At 72.5% G+C, this 17,164-nt stretch carries 12 protein-coding genes; 11 read left to right on the top strand and 1 reads right to left on the bottom strand.

Translation table 11 applies throughout. The features are described 5' to 3' along the window. The first annotated feature begins 37 nt into the window (after nt 1-37). From ACWCSV_RS16240 to ACWCSV_RS16205, 8 genes are all read left to right on the top strand, one after another. The gene (locus ACWCSV_RS16240; protein WP_451142674.1) at nt 38-2,173 is read left to right on the top strand and encodes a glycosyltransferase; all 2,136 of its coding nucleotides are present in this window, start codon (nt 38-40) and stop codon (nt 2,171-2,173) included. Continuing rightward, on the top strand, nt 2,170-3,636 hold the full coding sequence (locus ACWCSV_RS16235; protein WP_451142613.1) for an acyltransferase family protein: 1,467 nt from the start codon (nt 2,170-2,172) through the stop codon (nt 3,634-3,636). The genes ACWCSV_RS16240 and ACWCSV_RS16235 overlap by 4 nt, the downstream gene beginning before the upstream one ends. A gap of 146 nt (nt 3,637-3,782) precedes the next feature. Next, nucleotides 3,783-5,114: a nitrate/nitrite transporter gene (locus ACWCSV_RS16230; protein WP_451142611.1), complete on the top strand. Its 1,332-nt coding sequence runs from the start codon at nt 3,783-3,785 to the stop codon at nt 5,112-5,114. Between the two features lie 156 nt (nt 5,115-5,270). Beyond that, complete coding sequence (locus ACWCSV_RS16225; RefSeq protein ID WP_451142609.1) at nt 5,271-6,413, top strand: uroporphyrinogen-III synthase; 1,143 nt, start codon at nt 5,271-5,273, stop codon at nt 6,411-6,413. A 43-nt stretch (nt 6,414-6,456) separates the two neighbouring features. Beyond that, nucleotides 6,457-7,020, top strand: a complete 564-nt coding sequence (locus ACWCSV_RS16220) for a GNAT family N-acetyltransferase (protein ID WP_451142607.1) — start codon at nt 6,457-6,459, stop codon at nt 7,018-7,020. A gap of 120 nt (nt 7,021-7,140) precedes the next feature. Next, nucleotides 7,141-9,555 carry a HelD family protein gene (locus ACWCSV_RS16215; protein WP_451142605.1) on the top strand — a complete coding sequence of 805 codons (2,415 nt, stop codon included), beginning with the start codon at nt 7,141-7,143 and terminating at the stop codon, nt 9,553-9,555. A gap of 475 nt (nt 9,556-10,030) precedes the next feature. Further along, on the top strand, nt 10,031-11,467 hold the full coding sequence (locus ACWCSV_RS16210) for a malic enzyme-like NAD(P)-binding protein (protein WP_451142603.1): 1,437 nt from the start codon (nt 10,031-10,033) through the stop codon (nt 11,465-11,467). Between the two features lie 401 nt (nt 11,468-11,868). Continuing rightward, nucleotides 11,869-12,150, top strand: a complete 282-nt coding sequence (locus tag ACWCSV_RS16205) for an HU family DNA-binding protein (RefSeq protein ID WP_003968811.1) — start codon at nt 11,869-11,871, stop codon at nt 12,148-12,150. Nucleotides 12,151-12,438: 288 nt separating this feature from the next. Here the strand turns inward: ACWCSV_RS16205 and murA are convergent, their stop codons facing one another. Continuing rightward, complete coding sequence (gene murA / locus ACWCSV_RS16200) at nt 12,439-13,779, bottom strand: UDP-N-acetylglucosamine 1-carboxyvinyltransferase (protein WP_450773880.1); 1,341 nt, start codon at nt 13,777-13,779, stop codon at nt 12,439-12,441. A gap of 283 nt (nt 13,780-14,062) precedes the next feature. Between murA and ACWCSV_RS16195 the strand changes: the two genes are divergently transcribed. The 3 genes from ACWCSV_RS16195 to ACWCSV_RS16185 all read left to right on the top strand — a co-directional run bounded on the left by ACWCSV_RS16195 (nt 14,063) and on the right by ACWCSV_RS16185 (nt 16,827). Next, nucleotides 14,063-14,623: a YqgE/AlgH family protein gene (locus tag ACWCSV_RS16195; RefSeq protein ID WP_451142601.1), complete on the top strand. Its 561-nt coding sequence runs from the start codon at nt 14,063-14,065 to the stop codon at nt 14,621-14,623. Between the two features lie 30 nt (nt 14,624-14,653). Next, the gene (locus ACWCSV_RS16190) at nt 14,654-14,941 is read left to right on the top strand and encodes a DUF3039 domain-containing protein (protein ID WP_026250415.1); all 288 of its coding nucleotides are present in this window, start codon (nt 14,654-14,656) and stop codon (nt 14,939-14,941) included. Between the two features lie 197 nt (nt 14,942-15,138). After that, nucleotides 15,139-16,827, top strand: a complete 1,689-nt coding sequence (locus ACWCSV_RS16185; protein WP_451142599.1) for a beta-N-acetylhexosaminidase — start codon at nt 15,139-15,141, stop codon at nt 16,825-16,827. Nucleotides 16,828-17,164: the final 337 nt, after the last annotated feature.

Genomic DNA, 17,164 nt, shown 5'->3' with positions numbered 1-17,164 from the left:
GAGTCGCCGCAAGGCGAAGGCCAAGCGTCGATTGCCGCTGCGCTATCTCCTGCCGTTCCTGCTTCTGGTGGCTCTGCTCGCGATGCTCGTGCTGCGCGGCTACGTGAACAGTGAGATCGCCGCCGACCACCGCGTCCGCAACCCCGTCGGCACCGACCAGGTACCCGAGCACATCCTCGACGGCGGCCCCGTCATCGACGCCCGGTCGAAGACCGAGCCCGCCACCTCGGTCCGCATCCCCGACCACCACATCGTGCTGACCTTCGACGACGGCCCGGACCCTGAGTGGACTCCCCGGGTGCTGGACAAGCTGAAGGAGTACCACGCCCACGGCGTGTTCTTCGTCACCGGCACCATGGCCTCCCGCTACCCGGAACTCGTCAAGCGGATGGTGGACGAGGGCCACGAGGTCGGCCTGCACACCTTCAACCACCCCGACCTCTCCTACCAGTCCACCAGCCGGATCGACTGGGAGCTCTCCGAGAACCAGCTCGCCCTCGCGGGCGCCGCCGGTGTGCACAGTTCCCTGTTCCGGCCGCCGTACTCCTCGTTCGCCGACGCGATGGACGACAAGTCCTGGCCCGTCGCCCAGTACATCGGCAGTCGCGGCTACCTCACCGTCGTCAACAACACCGACAGCGAGGACTGGAAGCGCCCCGGCGTCCGGACGATCATCAAGAACGCCACGCCCAAGCACGGCAAGGGCGCCATCGTCCTGATGCACGACTCCGGCGGCAACCGCTCCCAGACGCTCGCCGCGCTCGACCGCTTCCTGCCCTCCATGCAGGAGGAGGGGTACGAGTTCACCAACCTGACCACCGCCCTCGGTGCCCCGAGCGCGCTCACCCCGGTCAGCGGCGCCGCGCTCTGGAAGGGCAAGATCTTCGTCACCGCCGTCGGCTTCTCCGAGGACGTCACCGGCGTCCTGGTGGCCGGCCTCTCCGTGGTCGGCGTCCTCGTCATCGGCCGCTTCGGCCTGATGCTGCTGCTCTCCTTCGTGCACGCCCGCCGGGTCCGCCGCCGCAACTTCCGCTGGGGCGACCAGCCCGTCACCCAGCCCGTGTCGGTGCTCGTGCCCGCGTACAACGAGCGCAAGTGCATCGAGGCGACCGTCCGTTCCCTGATGGCCAGCGACCACCCGATCGAGGTCATCGTCATCGACGACGGCTCGACCGACGGCACTGCCGACATCGTCGAGGACATGCGGCTGCCCAACGTCCGCGTGGTGCGCCAGCAGAACGCGGGCAAGCCCGCCGCGCTCAACAACGGCATCGCGCACGCCCGTTACGGCATCGTCGTGATGATGGACGGCGACACCGTCTTCGAGCCGTCCACCGTCCGCGAGCTGGTGCAGCCCTTCGCCGACCCCAAGGTCGGCGCGGTGGCGGGCAACGCCAAGGTCGGCAACCGCGACTCGCTGATCGGCGCCTGGCAGCACATCGAGTACGTGATGGGCTTCAACCTGGACCGCCGGATGTACGACGTCCTGCGCTGCATGCCCACCATCCCCGGCGCGGTCGGAGCCTTCCGCCGCGACGCGCTGGACCGGGTCGGCGGCATGAGCGAGGACACCCTCGCCGAGGACACCGACATCACCATGGCCCTCCACCGCGACGGCTGGGACGTCGTCTACTCGGAGAACGCCCGCGCCTGGACCGAGGCACCGGAGTCCGTGCAGCAGCTGTGGTCCCAGCGCTACCGCTGGTCCTACGGCACCATGCAGGCCATCTGGAAGCACCGGGGCGCCGTCCTCGACCGCGGCCACTCCGGCCGCTTCGGCCGCGTCGGCCTGCCGTTCGTCTCCCTCTTCATGGTGGTCGCCCCGCTGCTCGCCCCGCTCATCGATGTCTTCCTGGTGTACGGCCTGATCTTCGGCCCCACCGGCAAGACCGTCGCCGCGTGGTTCGGCGTGCTGCTGGTCCAGGTCATCTGCGCCGCCTACGCGTTCCGGCTCGACAAGGAACGCATGACCCACCTGATCTCCCTGCCGCTCCAGCAGATCCTCTACCGGCAGCTCATGTACGTCGTACTGCTCCAGTCCTGGATCACCGCCCTCACCGGCGGCCGGCTGCGCTGGCAGAAGCTGCGCCGCACCGGCGTGCTGGACGCCCCCGGCGCGGCACCGGGAGCGCGTGCCGCCGTCGGCGCCGACCACCGGAGGACCGTCGGATGAGCTGGAACGAACCCACCCCGAGGGGCGAGGACACCGCGCGGCTGCGCGTCCCCGCCCCCGCGGCACACCGCCGCCCCCCGCAGGCCCACCGGGCGCCCGGAACCCCCGCGCCCTCGCTGCCGTACGCCACGGGCCCCGGCAGCTACCTCGGCGACGGCTCCGGCGCCGCGTACCCGGGTGACGGCGCTACGTACCCGGGTGACGGAGCCCCGCACCACGGGCGCCACGCCGGGGGACCGGCCGTGCCGGAGGCACCCGAAGCCGGGAACGCCGGGAGCGCCGGGGAGGCCGCCCCGAAGCGGCCGGCCCGCGACCGCTACCTGGACGTGCTGCGCTCCGTCGCCCTGGTCCGCGTGGTGGTCTACCACCTCTTCGGCTGGGCCTGGCTGACCGTCCTCTTCCCGTCCATGGGCGTGATGTTCACCCTGGCCGGGTCGCTGATGGCCCGCTCGCTGGCCCGCCCCGCCTGGAGCGTCATCCGCAGCCGGGTGCGGCGCCTGCTGCCCCCCATGTGGCTGTTCTCCGCCTTCGCCCTGCCCACGATGCTCTGGCTCGGCTGGAAGCCCGTGAAGGAGGAGGGGCTCTGGTGGTTCATCCGCCTGGGCAGCTACCTCCTGCCGGTGGGCTCCCCGCCGTACCCCGAGGTGAGCGGCTCCGATGGCGGCTGGTTCGAAAGCAGCTGGGCCGACCAGGCGGCCGGACCGCTCTGGTACATCCGCGCCTACCTCTGGTTCGTGATCGCGTCCCCGCTGCTGCTCAAGGCGTTCCGCAAGCTGCCCTGGGTGACGATGCTCGCGCCGATCGGCCTCACCGCGGTCTTCGGCACCGGCCTGGTCACCATCCCGGGCGCCACCGGCGAAGGCGTCGTGGACTTCACGGTGTTCGCCTCCTGCTGGATCCTCGGCTTCGCGCACCACGACGGACTGCTCAAGCAGGTCCCGCGCTACCTCGCCGTCTCCTCGGCCGCGATCATCATGGGCTTCGGCATCTGGTGGGCCTCCGGGCACCTCACCGACGAGGGCTGGAACCTCGACGAGATCCCGCTCGCCCAGGCCACCTGGTCCTTCGGGTTCTGCCTGATCCTGCTCCAGTACGCCCCGTCCTGGGAGAAGCTGCCCGGCCGCCTCGCCCCGTACGACGGGCTCGTCACGCTCGCCAACAACCGTGCCGTGACGATCTACATATGGCACAACCTGCTGCTCATGGCGACCGTGCCGCTGATAGACCAGATGTGGAGGATCGGCTGGGTCGACGAGCACCTCGGCCCGTACGCGGACGGCCTCTACACCGGGCTGAGCCTCATCCTGATCTGGCCGCTGATAGGGCTCGCGATCCTGGCCTTCGGCTGGGTGGAGGACGTCGCGGCGAAGCGCAGGCCGCGGCTCTGGCCCTCCGGCAAGCCCGCCAGGCCCACCCCCGTACCGGCGACGGCGGCGGCCGGCGGCGGCCACCACCGGCACTGACCGCCGGGCACGGCACCTCCGTTCTCACCGGGCCCCCCGCGGCCCGGTGAGAGCAAGGTTGCGCACCGGTCACCTCACGGCACCGCGCGGAAACGCGCACTCCCTAGCGTCGGGAGCAACACCCCGACCCCTTGTGGAGGCGCGTGATGGCTGGCCGTTGGATCGAGCAATGGGACCCGGAGGACGAGACCTTCTGGCAGGAGCGGGGCCGCCGGGTGGCCCGCCGGAACCTCTGGTTCTCCGTCCTCTCCGAGCACATCGGCTTCTCCGTCTGGTCCCTCTGGTCGGTGATGGTCCTCTTCATGGGACCGGAGTACGGGATCGACCCGGCCGGGAAGTTCTTCCTGATCTCCACCGCCACCCTGGTCGGGGCCGTCGTCCGGGTCCCGTACACCTTCGCCGTCGCCCGGTTCGGGGGCCGCAACTGGACGGTGATCAGCGCCCTTTCGCTGCTGGTGCCGACCGCCGTCGCGTTCACGGTGATGGAGCCCGGCACCTCGTACGCCACCTTCGTGGCCGTCGCCGCACTCGCCGGGATCGGCGGCGGCAACTTCGCCTCCTCGATGACCAACATCAACGCCTTCTTCCCGCTCCGCGAGAAGGGCTGGGCACTCGGCCTCAACGCGGGCGGCGGCAACGTCGGCGTCCCCGTCGTCCAGCTCATCGGCCTCCTGGTCATCGGCACCGCCGGAGCCACCCACCCCCGGATCGTCCTCGGCGTGTACGTCCCGCTCATCGTCCTCGCCGCGCTCTGCGCCGCCCGGTACATGGACAACCTCGCCCCCGTACGGAACGACACCGGGGCCGCGAAGCAGGCGGTCCGCGAGGCGCACACCTGGATCATGGCGGTCCTCTACGTCGGCACCTTCGGCTCCTTCATAGGGTTCAGCTTCGCCTTCGGCCTGGTCCTCCAGACCCAGTTCGGCCGCACCCCGCTCCAGGCCGCCTCGCTCACCTTCATCGGCCCGCTGCTCGGCTCGCTGATCCGCCCCCTCGGCGGCCGGCTCGCCGACCGGCACGGCGGCGCCCGCATCACCCTGGGGAACTTCGTGGCCATGGCGGCGGCCACCGGCGTCGTCGTGCACGCCTCCGGCACCGAGTCGCTGCCGCTCTTCCTCGTCGGCTTCATCGCCCTGTTCGTCCTCTCCGGACTCGGCAACGGCTCCACGTACAAGATGATCCCGGGCATCTTCCACGCCAAGGCGGTCGCCCGGGGCCTGCGCGGCGACGCGGCGGCCGCCGAGGGACGGCGGCTCTCCGGGGCGGCCATGGGCCTCATCGGCGCCGTGGGCGCCGTCGGCGGGCTCGCGATCAACCTGGCGTTCCGTCAGTCCTTCCAGGCCTCCGGCGCCGGTACGGCCGCCTTCTGGTCCTTCCTCGCCTTCTACGCGGTGTGCTCCGTCCTCACCTGGGCGGTATACCTTCGCCGCCCGGTGGCGGCCCCCGCCCAGGCCCCGCTCGGCCTCGCCGAGGTCTGAGAACCTGTCAGACGCCCTCCGGGGGCGACCACCAGGCGTCGTACGACGTAACGGGCGGGAAATACGGGGGAACCGAGCCTGTCACGCGGGGTTGGCAGGCTCGGTCCACCGCACAGCGGCAGCGACCGCGGGAACGAGAGCCGGGTAGAACACGCCATGCAGGAAGACGAAGCGACGCACGGCCCCCTCGCGGGCTTCACGGTCGGAGTGACCGCCGCCCGCCGTGCCGAGGAGCTCGGTACGCTCCTCCGGCGCCGGGGCGCCCAGGTCGTGCACGCCCCCGCCCTGCGGATCGTGCCGCTCGCCGACGACAGCGAACTGCTCACCGCCACCAGGGAACTCATCGACCACGCCCCCGACGTCGTCGTCGCCACCACCGCCATCGGATTCCGGGGCTGGGTGGAGGCGGCGGACGGCTGGGGCATCGGCGACCGGCTGCTGGAACGGCTGCGCGGCGTCGAACTCCTCGCGCGCGGCCCCAAGGTCAAGGGCGCCATCCGGGCGGCCGGACTCACCGAAGCCTGGTCACCCGCCTCCGAGTCCATGGCCGAGGTGCTCGAACGCCTCCTCGGCGAGGGCGTGGACGGCCGCCGCGTCGCCCTCCAGCTGCACGGCGAACCGCTCCCCGGCTTCGCCGACACCCTCCGGGCCGCGGGCGCCGAGGTCATCGACGTCCCCGTCTACCGCTGGATGCCGCCGCAGGACATCGCCCCGCTCGACCGGATGCTCGACCTCACCGCCGCCCGCGGCCTCGACGCGATCACCTTCACCAGCGCCCCCGCCGCCGCCTCCTTCCTCGACCGCGCCCGGACCCGCGGCATGGCCCCCGAGGTCCTCGGCGCCCTCCACGACGACCTGCTGGTCGCCTGCGTCGGCCCCGTCACCGCACTGCCGCTCCAGGCCCGCGGCATCGAGACCGTCCAGCCCGAACGCTTCCGCCTCGGCCCGCTCGTCCAGCTCCTCTGCGCCCAGCTCCCCGCCCGCTCCCGCACCCTGCCGATCGCCGGCCACCAGGTGACCGTCCGCGGCCACGCCGCCCTCGTCGACGGGGCGCTGCGCCCCGTACCGCCCGCCGGCATGGCCCTGCTGCACGCCCTGACCCGCCGCCCCGGCTGGGTGGTCTCCCGCGCCGACCTGCTGCGGGCCCTGCCCGGCACCGGCACCGACGAGCACGCGGTGGAGACCGCGATGGCCCGGCTGCGCTCCGCCCTCGGCTCGCCCCGCCTGATCCAGACGGTCGTCAAGCGCGGCTACCGGCTGGCCCTGGACCCGGCGGCCGACAGCAAGTACGGCGACTGAGCCCCCGCTCGGACGGTGTCCGGCGGGACGGTAGCGTGCCGGGATGAACGACGCACCGCACCCGCTCACCGCCGACAGATTCCTGCGCCCGACCGTTGCCTCCGACGCCCCCGCGCTCGCCGGGGCGCTGCTGCGCAGCCGCACGTACATGGCGCCCTTCGAACCCGTGCGCCCCGAGATCTTCTACACCGCCGAAGGCCAGGCCCAGCGCCTCTCGGGCATCCTCGCCGACCGCGAGGCCGGCCGGGCCGGCGCCTGGGTGATCGTCGACGGCGAGGACCGCGCGGTCGGCAACTTCACCCTCTCCGGCATAGCCCTCGGCGCCTTCCACAGCGGGGTCCTCGGCTACTGGGTCGACGTGGCCGAGACCGGGCGGGGCCTCGCGACCGCGGCGGTCGGCCGGATTTGCGACCTCGCCCGCGACGAACTCGGGCTGCACCGGGTCGAGGCCGGGACCCTGCTGTACAACACCGCCTCCCAGCGGGTGCTCACCAAGAACGGCTTCGAGGAGTTCGGCGAGGCCCCCGGATTCCTGTACATCGACGGGGAATGGCGCACCCACCGGCTCTTCCAGCGGCTCCTGCACGACAACCCCCCGACGCTCTGATCCGGCGCGCCCTCGTCCGACCGGGTCCCCGTACGCGATCGGGGCGCCCCGCCTGATGCGCACCGGCCCCCCGTCGCGTACGGTTGACGGCTGCCCAACGCACGTCAGAAAGGGGCCTCGGTGGCCGCGCAGGATGCCGCTGTCGATTCTCTGCGGGACCGGGAAATCGGTGTCGAACAGGATCATCTGGACCGGGTCTACGACCGCCTCGAAGAGAAGATCGACGAGGCTCAATTCCTCATGCACGACGCCGTCAAGCGAGGCCAGGTCGGCACCCCCGGCGCCCTCGCCGAACGGGACGCCCAGGTCTTCCGGGCGGGCATTCACCTCAACCGGCTGCACAGCGAGTTCGAGGACTTCCTCTTCGGCCGCGTCGACCTGCTCCTCGGCAAGGACGGCGAACGCGGACCGGACGGCGCCTTCACCTCGGTCGAGCCCGCCGACGGGGCCGTACGCCCCGACGACACGGCGGACATCGCCGAGACGCTCCACATCGGCCGGATCGGCGTGCTCGCCGCCGACTACTCGCCGCTGGTGATCGACTGGCGGGCCCCGGCCGCCGCGCCGTTCTACCGCTCCACGCCCAAGGACCCCGGGCGCGTCGTGCGCCGCCGCGTCATCCGCTCCCGGGGCCGCCGCGTCCTCGGCGTCGAGGACGACCTGATGCGCCCCGAGCTGACGGCGTACCTGGACGGCGAGAAGCTGCCCGTCATCGGCGACGGCGCCCTGATGGCCGCGCTGGGCCAGGCCCGCAGCCACACCATGCGGGACATCGTCTCGTCCATCCAGGCCGAGCAGGACCTCGTCATCCGCGCCCCCGCCGCCTCCGTCACCGAGGTCACCGGCGGCCCCGGCACCGGCAAGACCGCCGTAGCCCTGCACCGCGCCGCGTACCTCCTCTACCAGGACCGGCGGCGGTACGCGGGCGGCATCCTGATCGTCTCGCCGACCCCGCTGCTCGTCGCCTACACCGAGGGCGTGCTGCCCTCCCTCGGCGAGGAGGGGCAGGTCGCCATCCGCGCGGTCGGCTCCCTCTCCGACGAGGCCGCCGGCGTCGCGGGCGCCACCACCTACGACGAGCCCGCCGTGGCCCGCATCAAGGGCTCCTCCCGGATGCTCCAGGTGCTCCGCAAGGCCTCGCGCGGCGCCCTCGACCAGCCCGCACCGCGCACCGCGCCCCGCGAGGACGGCCAGCTCTCCTTCGGCGACGGCGACGGCGGCGACGGAGCGACGGCACCCGCCGCCGCACCCGGCGGCGCGAGAGCCGCGACCCCCACCCGGCTGCGCGTCGTCGCCTTCGGCGCCCGCGTCGAGCTGGAGGCCGACGAACTCCAGCGCATCCGCCACAACGCGCTGGGCGGCTCCGCCCCCGTCAACCTGCTGCGCCCGCGCGCCCGCAAGCTGCTGCTCGACGCGCTCTGGAGCAAGTCCTCCGGGCGGGGTCGCTACACCGACCCCGAACTCGCCGCCGAGCTCCGCTCCTCCTTCGACGACGACGTCTCCACCGAGACCCCGTTCCTCGAGTTCCTGGACGCCTGGTGGCCCGAGCTCACCCCGCGCGGGGTGCTCGCCGCGATGGCCGACGAGAAGCGGCTCGCCCGCTGGTCCCGCCGTGTCCTCAACCAGGGCGAGGTACGCCGGCTCTCGCGCTCCCTCAAGCGCCTGGGCGCCGACGGCCAGGGCCCCCTCTCCGTGCACGACGTGGCGCTCCTCGACGAGCTCCAGGCCCTGCTCGGCGCCCCGGCGCGGCCCCGCAAGAAGCGCGACCTGGACCCGCTCGACCAGCTCTCCGGCCTCGAGGAGCTGATGCCGCAGCGCGAGGAGACCCGCCGCGAGCGGGCCGAACGCCTGGCGGAGGAGCGCACCGAGTACGCGCACGTCATCGTCGACGAGGCGCAGGACCTGACGCCGATGCAGTGGCGGATGGTCGGGCGCCGGGGCCGGCACGCCACCTGGACCATCGTCGGCGACCCGGCGCAGTCCTCCTGGTCCGACCCGGACGAGGCCGCCGCCGCCCGCGACGAGGCGCTCGGCAACCGCCCCCGCCGCCGCTTCACGCTCACCGTGAACTACCGCAACCCCGCGGAGATCGCCGAGCTGGCGGCGAAGGTGCTGGCGCTCGCCATGCCCGGCATGGAGTCGCCGTCCGCCGTCCGCTCCACGGGAATCGAACCGCGCTTCGCGACCGTCGGCGACCAGGAGCTCGCCGACTCCGTCCGCGAGGAGGCCCGCCGGCTGCTCGACCAGGTCGACGGCACCGTCGGTGTCGTCGTGGCGATGAACCGCCGCGTCCAGGCCCGGGAGTGGCTGGCCGGCCTGGGGGAGCGTGTGGTGGCGCTCGGCAGCCTGGAGGCCAAGGGCCTCGAGTACGACGCCACGGTGGTGGTCTCCCCGGCGGAGATCGCCGACGAGTCCCCCGCCGGACTGCGCGTGCTGTACGTGGCCCTCACCCGGGCGACGCAGCAGTTGACGGTGATCTCGGCCGCCGCCGACCTGCCCGACGAGGACGGGGTGCCGGACCTGCTGCGGGACTGACGGGCCGGGCGCCGCACGGGTTCCGGGGCCGCCGTGCGGCGCCCCGGCGGGACCCGTGCGGCGCCCCGGACACCCGCCGGAACACGAACCGCGAGAGTCAACCCGCTGCGGGGGAATCACTTCTCACGGGTGTTTGTTAGCCTGGTGTCGGCACCGGCTCGATCCAAGCCCCCGGGCCCAACCTTCGTCGCTACGAGCGACCTCTTGCCGCGAGGCGAGCATGGCGGGTCGGTGCCGCTCACGCAGAAGACAGGTCCGCGTCACCTCACGGTGGCGCGGGCCTGTTCTGCTTTGCGCGGGACGTGCGGGAGCATCCACGACTCCCGCTCCGCCGCCTCTCGCATCACGGAAGTGATCTTTCGTACTGCGGCAGTGGTTACCGGCTACCCGCCAGTAGGTGCGACGATCGTGGGCGCGTGCGGGGCTCGCCCCCGCCGCAGAAGCAATGAAGCTCAGGAAAGCGAAGGACACGGCCATGGCAACGGCGCCCAGCGTCTCGTACTCGATGACGGTCCGGCTGGAGGTGCCCGCGAGCGGCACCGCGGTCTCTCAGCTCACCACGGCCGTGGAGTCCTCCGGCGGCTCGGTGACCGGCCTCGACGTGACCGCCTCCGGCCACGAGAAGCTGCGGATCGACGTCACGATCGCGGCCTCCTCCACCGCGCACGCCGAGGAGATCGTGGAGGGCCTGCGGGCCATCGACGGCGTCCTGCTCGGCAAGGTCTCCGACCGTACGTTCCTGATGCACCTCGGCGGCAAGATCGAGATGGCGTCCAAGCACCCCATCCGCAACCGCGACGACCTCTCGATGATCTACACCCCGGGCGTGGCCCGCGTCTGCATGGCGATCGCCGAGAACCCCGAGGACGCCCGCCGCCTGACCATCAAGCGCAACTCCGTCGCCGTGGTCACCGACGGCTCCGCCGTCCTCGGCCTCGGCAACATCGGCCCGATGGCCGCGCTCCCGGTCATGGAGGGCAAGGCCGCCCTCTTCAAGCGCTTCGCCGGCATCGACGCCTGGCCGATCTGCCTGGACACCCAGGACTCCGACGCCATCGTCGAGATCGTCAAGGCCATCGCCCCCGGCTTCGCCGGCATCAACCTGGAGGACATCTCCGCGCCGCGCTGCTTCGAGATCGAGGCCCGGCTGCGCGAGGCCCTCGACATCCCCGTCTTCCACGACGACCAGCACGGCACCGCCATCGTCGTGCTCGCCTCCCTCACCAACGCGCTGCGCGTGGTCGGCAAGGGGATCGGTGACGTACGGGTCGTCATGTCCGGTGCGGGAGCGGCCGGTACGGCCATCCTGAAGCTCCTCATCGCCGCGGGCGTCAAGCACGCGGTCGTCGCCGACATCCACGGCGTGGTGCACGCGGGCCGTGAGGACCTGGTCGCCGCGCAGCCCGACTCGCCGCTGCGCTGGATCGCCGACAACACCAACCCGGAGGGCGTCACCGGCACCCTCAAGCAGGCCGTCGTCGGCGCGGACGTCTTCATCGGCGTCTCCGCCCCCAACGTCCTGGACGGCGACGACGTGGCCGCCATGGCGGACGGTGCGATCGTCTTCGCGCTCGCCAACCCGGACCCCGAGGTGGACCCGACGGTCGCCCGCGAGACGGCGGCGGTCGTGGCCACCGGCCGCTCCGACTTCCCGAACCAGATCAACAACGTGCTGGTCTTCCCGGGCGTCTTCCGCGGCCTCCTCGACGCCCAGTCGCGCACCGTCAACACCGAGATGATGCTCGCCGCCGCCGGGGCCCTCGCCGATGTCGTCGCCGAGGACGAGCTGAACGCGAACTACATCATCCCGTCCGTCTTCAACGACAAGGTCGCCGGGGCCGTCGCCGGCGCCGTGCGCGCCGCCGCCAAGGCCGCCGGAGTCACCGAGTCCGCCCCCGCCGGACAGCTCTGACCTTCCCGCGCGACCACCCGCGCGCGGCGCCCCGGCCCGGGCTCCGCGCGCGGTGCCGCGCTTCTCCCGGTACGCGCCGTACGGCGCGTCGCGGGTCGCGGTGTCCCAAACGCGCCTTTAGGGTTGCGGGCAGCGGGTACACGGTCGATCATCGCCCGGGCTCCGCATCCGCTGCGCACCGCTCCAGGAAGTCGACGGAACGTGACCATCGACGGACCGTGACGCTTTCCGTGTGACACCGGAGGGTTCCGGATTGGCTTTCCCGCCGCAGGTGGGGGCAGGATGCGTAATCGGGCGCGAGGGTCTGACATCAGACCCGGGTCCGGGGACTGTCAGAGGGCCCTGGCAGCATCGGCTTCGATCTCACGCCTCACAGGCAAGAAGAACACGGGAGTAACAACATGAACCGCAGTGAGCTGGTGGCCGCCCTGGCCGACCGTGCCGAGGTGACCCGCAAGGACGCCGACGCCGTGCTGGCCGCGCTCGCCGAGACCGTCGGTGAGATCGTCGCCAAGGGCGACGAGAAGGTCACCATCCCCGGCTTCCTGACCTTCGAGCGCACCCACCGTGCCGCTCGCACCGCTCGTAACCCGCAGACCGGCGACCCGATCAACATCCCGGCCGGCTACAGCGTGAAGGTCTCCGCGGGCTCCAAGCTCAAGGAAGCCGCCAAGGGCAAGTAAGTCCCCAGGCGCGTCGGAGGGCGGTCACCCGGACCAGGGTGGCCGCCCTCCGGCATATGCGCCCCGCCTACTCGCGCGAGCGGGCGGGAACCGCCCACACCCGCCCGTACGGGCCCGCGGGCCCCTCTCCGGGCCCCGGAGGGCCGTCAGGGCCTCCCGTGCGCCGCAGCGGGCGCCTGGGGCGTTCCCCGGGCCGGGTGTGTGTACGGGCCACGTACGCGGAGAGCCCGCCGCCCCGGTCCCGTCGGAGCGGGGGCCGGGGCGGCGGGCTTGCGTCGATCGGGCGGGTCAGACCAGCGAACCGCCGGGCAGCTCGACCTTGGCGCCGAGCTTCTCGAGCTTCTCCATGAAGTTCTCGTAGCCCCGGTTGATCAGGTCGATGCCGTGGACCCGCGAGGTGCCCTCGGCCGCCAGCGCCGCGATCAGGTACGAGAAGCCGCCGCGCAGGTCCGGGATGACCAGATCCGCGCCCTGGAGCTTCGTCGGGCCGGAGACGACCGCGGAGTGCAGGAAGTTGCGCTGGCCGAAGCGGCAGTCGGAACCGCCCAGGCACTCGCGGTACAGCTGGATGTGCGCACCCATCTGGTTGAGCGCGGAGGTGAAGCCGAGGCGGGACTCGTACACCGTCTCGTGGACGATGGAGAGGCCGGTCGCCTGCGTGAGCGCCACCACCAGCGGCTGCTGCCAGTCGGTCTGGAAGCCCGGGTGGACGTCCGTCTCCAGTGCGATGGCCTTCAGCGGGCCGCCCGGGTGCCAGAAGCGGATGCCCTCGTCGTCGATCTCGAAAGCCCCGCCGACCCGGCGGAAGGTGTTGAGGAAGGTCATCATCGAACGCTGCTGGGCGCCGCGCACGTAGATGTTGCCCCCGGTCGCCAGCGCCGCCGACGCCCAGGAAGCCGCCTCCAGGCGGTCCGGGATCGCCCGGTGGGTGTACCCGTCGAGCTTGTCGACACCGGTGATCCGGATGGTCCGGTCGGTGTCCATGGAGATGATCGCGCCCATCTTCTGCAGTACGCAGATGAGGTCCTCGATCTCCGGCTCCACGGCCGCGTTGGACAGCTCGGTGACACCCTCGGCGAGCACGGCCGTCAGCAGCACCTGCTCGGTGGAGCCCACCGAGGGGTACGGCAGCCGGATCTTCGTACCGCGCAGCCGCTGCGGGGCCTCCAGGTACTGGCCGTCCGCCCGCTTCTCGATCGTCGCCCCGAAGCGGCGCAGCACGTCGAAGTGGAAGTCGATGGGCCGGCCGCCGATGTCGCAGCCGCCCAGCCCGGGGATGAAGGCGTGGCCGAGGCGGTGGAGCAGCGGGCCGCAGAAGAGGATCGGGATGCGGGACGAGCCCGCGTGGGCGTCGATGTCGGCGACATTGGCGCTCTCGACGTGCGTCGGGTCCAGGACCAGCTCGCCCGGTTCCTCACCCGGGCGCACCGTCACGCCGTGCAGCTGCAGCAGACCCCGGACGACCCGCACGTCACGGATGTCGGGGACGTTGCGCAGCCTGCTGGGACCGCTGCCGAGCAGAGCGGCGACCATTGCCTTGGGCACCAGGTTCTTGGCGCCTCGGACGCGGATCTCGCCCTCCAGCGGGGTGCCGCCGTGGACAAGCAGGACATCGTCTGTGCCGGTCATGAATCTCGCGTTCCGAAGTGGTCGGGCAGGGGGCCGAAGAAAAGGGTAATCGGCTCCTACCCCCCTGTCGGCAGGCGATGCGGCGTGTACCGGCGCAGGGATTCCGTCGCGACACGCTCCGCACGTCCGGCCTCGCGCAGCGTCACCGTCCCGGGGCCGGCCCGTGCCGGCCCGGCCCGTGCGCTCCCCCGTGCCCCCGCGCGCCCGATCCGTGCCGCCCGGCCGCGGCACGGGCCGGACGAGTTGGCCCCCGCGCGGGCCCGGGATGCGGGATCATTTCCCCATGACCGAGGTGTCCTCCCTCACAGGCCGGCTGCTGGTGGCCACACCCGCTCTCGCGGACCCGAACTTCGACCGCGCGGTGGTGCTCCTCCTCGACCACGACCAGGAGGGGTCGCTCGGCGTGATCCTCAACCGCCCGACCCCGGTGGAGGTCGGCGACATCCTCGAACCCTGGGCCGGCCTGTCGGGCGCGCCGGACGTGGTCTTCCAGGGCGGCCCCGTCTCGCTCGACTCCGCGCTCGGGGTGGCCGTGATCCCCGGTGACGAGGGCCCGCTCGGCTGGCGCCGGGTGCACGGCGCGATCGGCCTGGTCGACCTGGAGACCCCGCCGCAACTGCTCGCGGCGGCCCTCGGCTCGCTCCGGATCTTCGCCGGATACGCTGGGTGGGGCCCCGGCCAGCTGGAGACCGAGCTCGACGAAGGCGCCTGGTACGTGGTCGATTCGGAGCCCGGCGACGTCGCCTCCCCGCACCCGGAGAAGCTCTGGCGCGCCGTCCTGCGGCGCCAGCGCAGCGAACTGGCCATGATCGCAACGTATCCGGACGACCCTTCGCTGAACTGACGGCCGCGCTCTTCAGTACCCTTGGCGCCTATGAGCACTCTTGAGCCCGAGCGCGGGGCAGGTACGGGGACCCTCGTAGAGCCGACACCGCAGGTGTCGAACGGCGACGGCGACCACGAGCGCTACGCCCATTACGTCCAGAAGGACAAGATCATGGCGAGTGCCCTGGAGGGCACCCCCGTGGTCGCGCTGTGCGGGAAGGTCTGGGTGCCGGGGCGCGACCCCAAGAAGTACCCGGTCTGCCCGATGTGCAAGGAGATCTACGAGTCCATGGGCGCCGGCGGCGACAAGGACAAGGGCGGCAAGGACAAGAAGTAGCCCGGCGGCCGGGTCCTCCCCGTCCCCGTCGAGTACCCCGGAGAGCACCGGATCCCCGTGCCGCGCCGAGGCGTGCGGCACGGGGATCCGCTGTGCCCGGCGGCCGTCCCCCGGAGTCCGCGTCGGTGTGCCGCGCCTCTCCTCCTGGTCCGGACCAATGGTTCCGTTTCCGGCCGGTGTGATGAAGGATGCGCCCCATGCACACGGACACGTTCTCCCCGGCGGGCGCGGACGCGCCCGCCGACACGGTCACGGCCCTCGGCCTCGTGCCGGCGCCCCGCCGCGTCCGCACGGGCGGCGACGCCCCGTTCGTCCTGGACACGGCCACCACCCTCACCGCCGGCCCCGGCGCCGGGCCGGCCGAGCGCCTGCTGCGCTCCACCCTCGGCGCGGCCTTCGGTCTCCCGCTCGCCCCGGGGCAGGGCGGCGGCCCCGGAGCGGTGGAGCTGGTCACCGACCCCACGCTGGAGCCCGAGGAGTACCGGCTGACCGCCGGGGCGGCGACCGGCGTGACGATCGCGGGCGGCGGCCCCGCCGGGGTCCTCCACGGCGCCCAGACGCTCCGTCAGCTCCTCGGCCCCGGGGCGTTCCGCCGCGCCCCCGTCGCCCCCGGCGCCCGGCCCGCCGTCCCGGCCGTCGAGATCGAGGACGCCCCGCGCTTCGCCTGGCGCGGCTTCATGCTCGACGTCGCCCGCCACTTCACGCCCAAGGACGACGTGCTGCGCCACCTCGACCTGCTGGCCGCGCACAAGCTGAACGTCTTCCACTTCCACCTCACCGACGACCAGGGCTGGCGCGTCGAGATCAAGCGCCACCCGCGTCTCACGGAGCGCGGCGCCTGGCGGTCCCGTACCAAGTACGGCCACCGCTCCTCCGACCTCTGGGACGAGACCCCGTACGGCGGCTTCTACACCCAGGACGACATCCGCGAGATCGTCGCGTACGCCGCCGAGCGGCACATCCGGGTCGTCCCCGAGATCGAGATCCCCGGTCACTCGCAGGCCGCCATCGCCGCCTACCCGGAGCTCGGCAACACCGACGTCACCGACACCGCCGCCCTCACGCCCTGGGACCGCTGGGGCGTCAGCACCCACGTCCTGGCCCCCACCGAGGCCGTGCTGCGGTTCTACGAGGGCGTGTTCGAGGAGATCCTGGACCTCTTCCCCGCCGAGGTCTCGCCCTTCGTGCACGTCGGCGGCGACGAGTGCCCCAAGGACGAGTGGAAGGCGTCCCCCGCCGCGCAGGCCCGGATCGAGGAACTCGGCGTCGGCGACGAGGACGGCCTCCAGTCCTGGTTCATCCGTCACTTCGACCGCTGGCTCACCGCCCGGGGCCGCCGGCTCATCGGGTGGGACGAGATCCTGGAGGGCGGGCTCGCCGAGGGCGCGGCCGTCTCCTCCTGGCGCGGGTACGCGGGCGGCGTCGCCGCCGCCGAGGCCGGCCACGACGTGGTGATGTGCCCGGTGCAGCAGGTCTACCTCGACTACCGGCAGGACGGCGGCCCCGACGAACCGATCCCCATCGGCTGGGTCCGCAGCCTGGAGGACATCTATCGCTTCGAGCCGGTGCCGCCGGGCCTTTCCGAGGAGGCCGCCCGGCACGTCCTCGGCACCCAGGCCAACGCCTGGACCGAGGTCATGCAGAACCGTGCCCGCGTCGACTACCAGGTCTACCCGCGCCTCGCCGCCCTCGCCGAGGTCGCCTGGACCGAACTGCCCGCCCCCGCCGCCCGCGACTTCGCCGGATTCACCGCCCGTATGGACACGCACTATGCCCGCCTGGACGCCCTGGGCGTCGGCTACCGCCCGCCGGGCGGCCCGCTGCCGTGGCAGCGCCGCCCCGGAATCGGCGGCCACCCCCTCGAAGGCGCACCCCCGGTCGTGTGATTCCGCCCGCCCCCGATTCCGCCCCCGGTCCGGCGGAATCCGGGGGTGGTCCGGCCGTACGGGAGCGCCGGAGGACCGATTCGGACGCGGTCCGGGCGATGCGCGAGTTGGCCGAAACTTTGCGTTCGGCCCGGAGCCGGCGGACCGGCCCGGACCGTCCCGCACCGCGTGCCGTCAGGGACGAACGGTTCTCCGCGCCCCCGCGTCCGGCCGTCCACGACGCGCCGAGGAGTGGCCATTCGCACCCCGTACCGAAGTAGTACGAACCAGGATTTTCGGTCCGTTCGGTGACGGATACAACCTTCGTGGACCCTCGCGCCGGACCTGCCGGAAGATG

The organism is Streptomyces sp. NPDC001770 (genome assembly GCF_053596135.1).
The sequence above is the reverse complement of the archived record's forward strand: the minus strand, read 5'-3'. Positions and strand labels throughout refer to the sequence as shown.

Excerpts from the sequence above, each read along its gene's own strand:
- ACWCSV_RS16235 (WP_451142613.1), top strand. The coding sequence starts at position 2,170 with ATGAGCTGGAACGAACCCACCCCGAGGGGCGAGGACACCGCGCGGCTG.
- ACWCSV_RS16230 (WP_451142611.1), top strand. The coding sequence starts at position 3,783 with ATGGCTGGCCGTTGGATCGAGCAATGGGACCCGGAGGACGAGACCTTC.
- ACWCSV_RS16225 (WP_451142609.1), top strand. The coding sequence starts at position 5,271 with ATGCAGGAAGACGAAGCGACGCACGGCCCCCTCGCGGGCTTCACGGTC.
- ACWCSV_RS16220 (WP_451142607.1), top strand. The coding sequence starts at position 6,457 with ATGAACGACGCACCGCACCCGCTCACCGCCGACAGATTCCTGCGCCCG.
- ACWCSV_RS16210 (WP_451142603.1), top strand. The coding sequence starts at position 10,031 with ATGGCAACGGCGCCCAGCGTCTCGTACTCGATGACGGTCCGGCTGGAG.
- ACWCSV_RS16205 (WP_003968811.1), top strand. The coding sequence starts at position 11,869 with ATGAACCGCAGTGAGCTGGTGGCCGCCCTGGCCGACCGTGCCGAGGTG.
- murA (WP_450773880.1), bottom strand. The coding sequence starts at position 13,779 with ATGACCGGCACAGACGATGTCCTGCTTGTCCACGGCGGCACCCCGCTG.
- ACWCSV_RS16195 (WP_451142601.1), top strand. The coding sequence starts at position 14,063 with ATGACCGAGGTGTCCTCCCTCACAGGCCGGCTGCTGGTGGCCACACCC.
- ACWCSV_RS16190 (WP_026250415.1), top strand. The coding sequence starts at position 14,654 with ATGAGCACTCTTGAGCCCGAGCGCGGGGCAGGTACGGGGACCCTCGTA.
- ACWCSV_RS16185 (WP_451142599.1), top strand. The coding sequence starts at position 15,139 with ATGCACACGGACACGTTCTCCCCGGCGGGCGCGGACGCGCCCGCCGAC.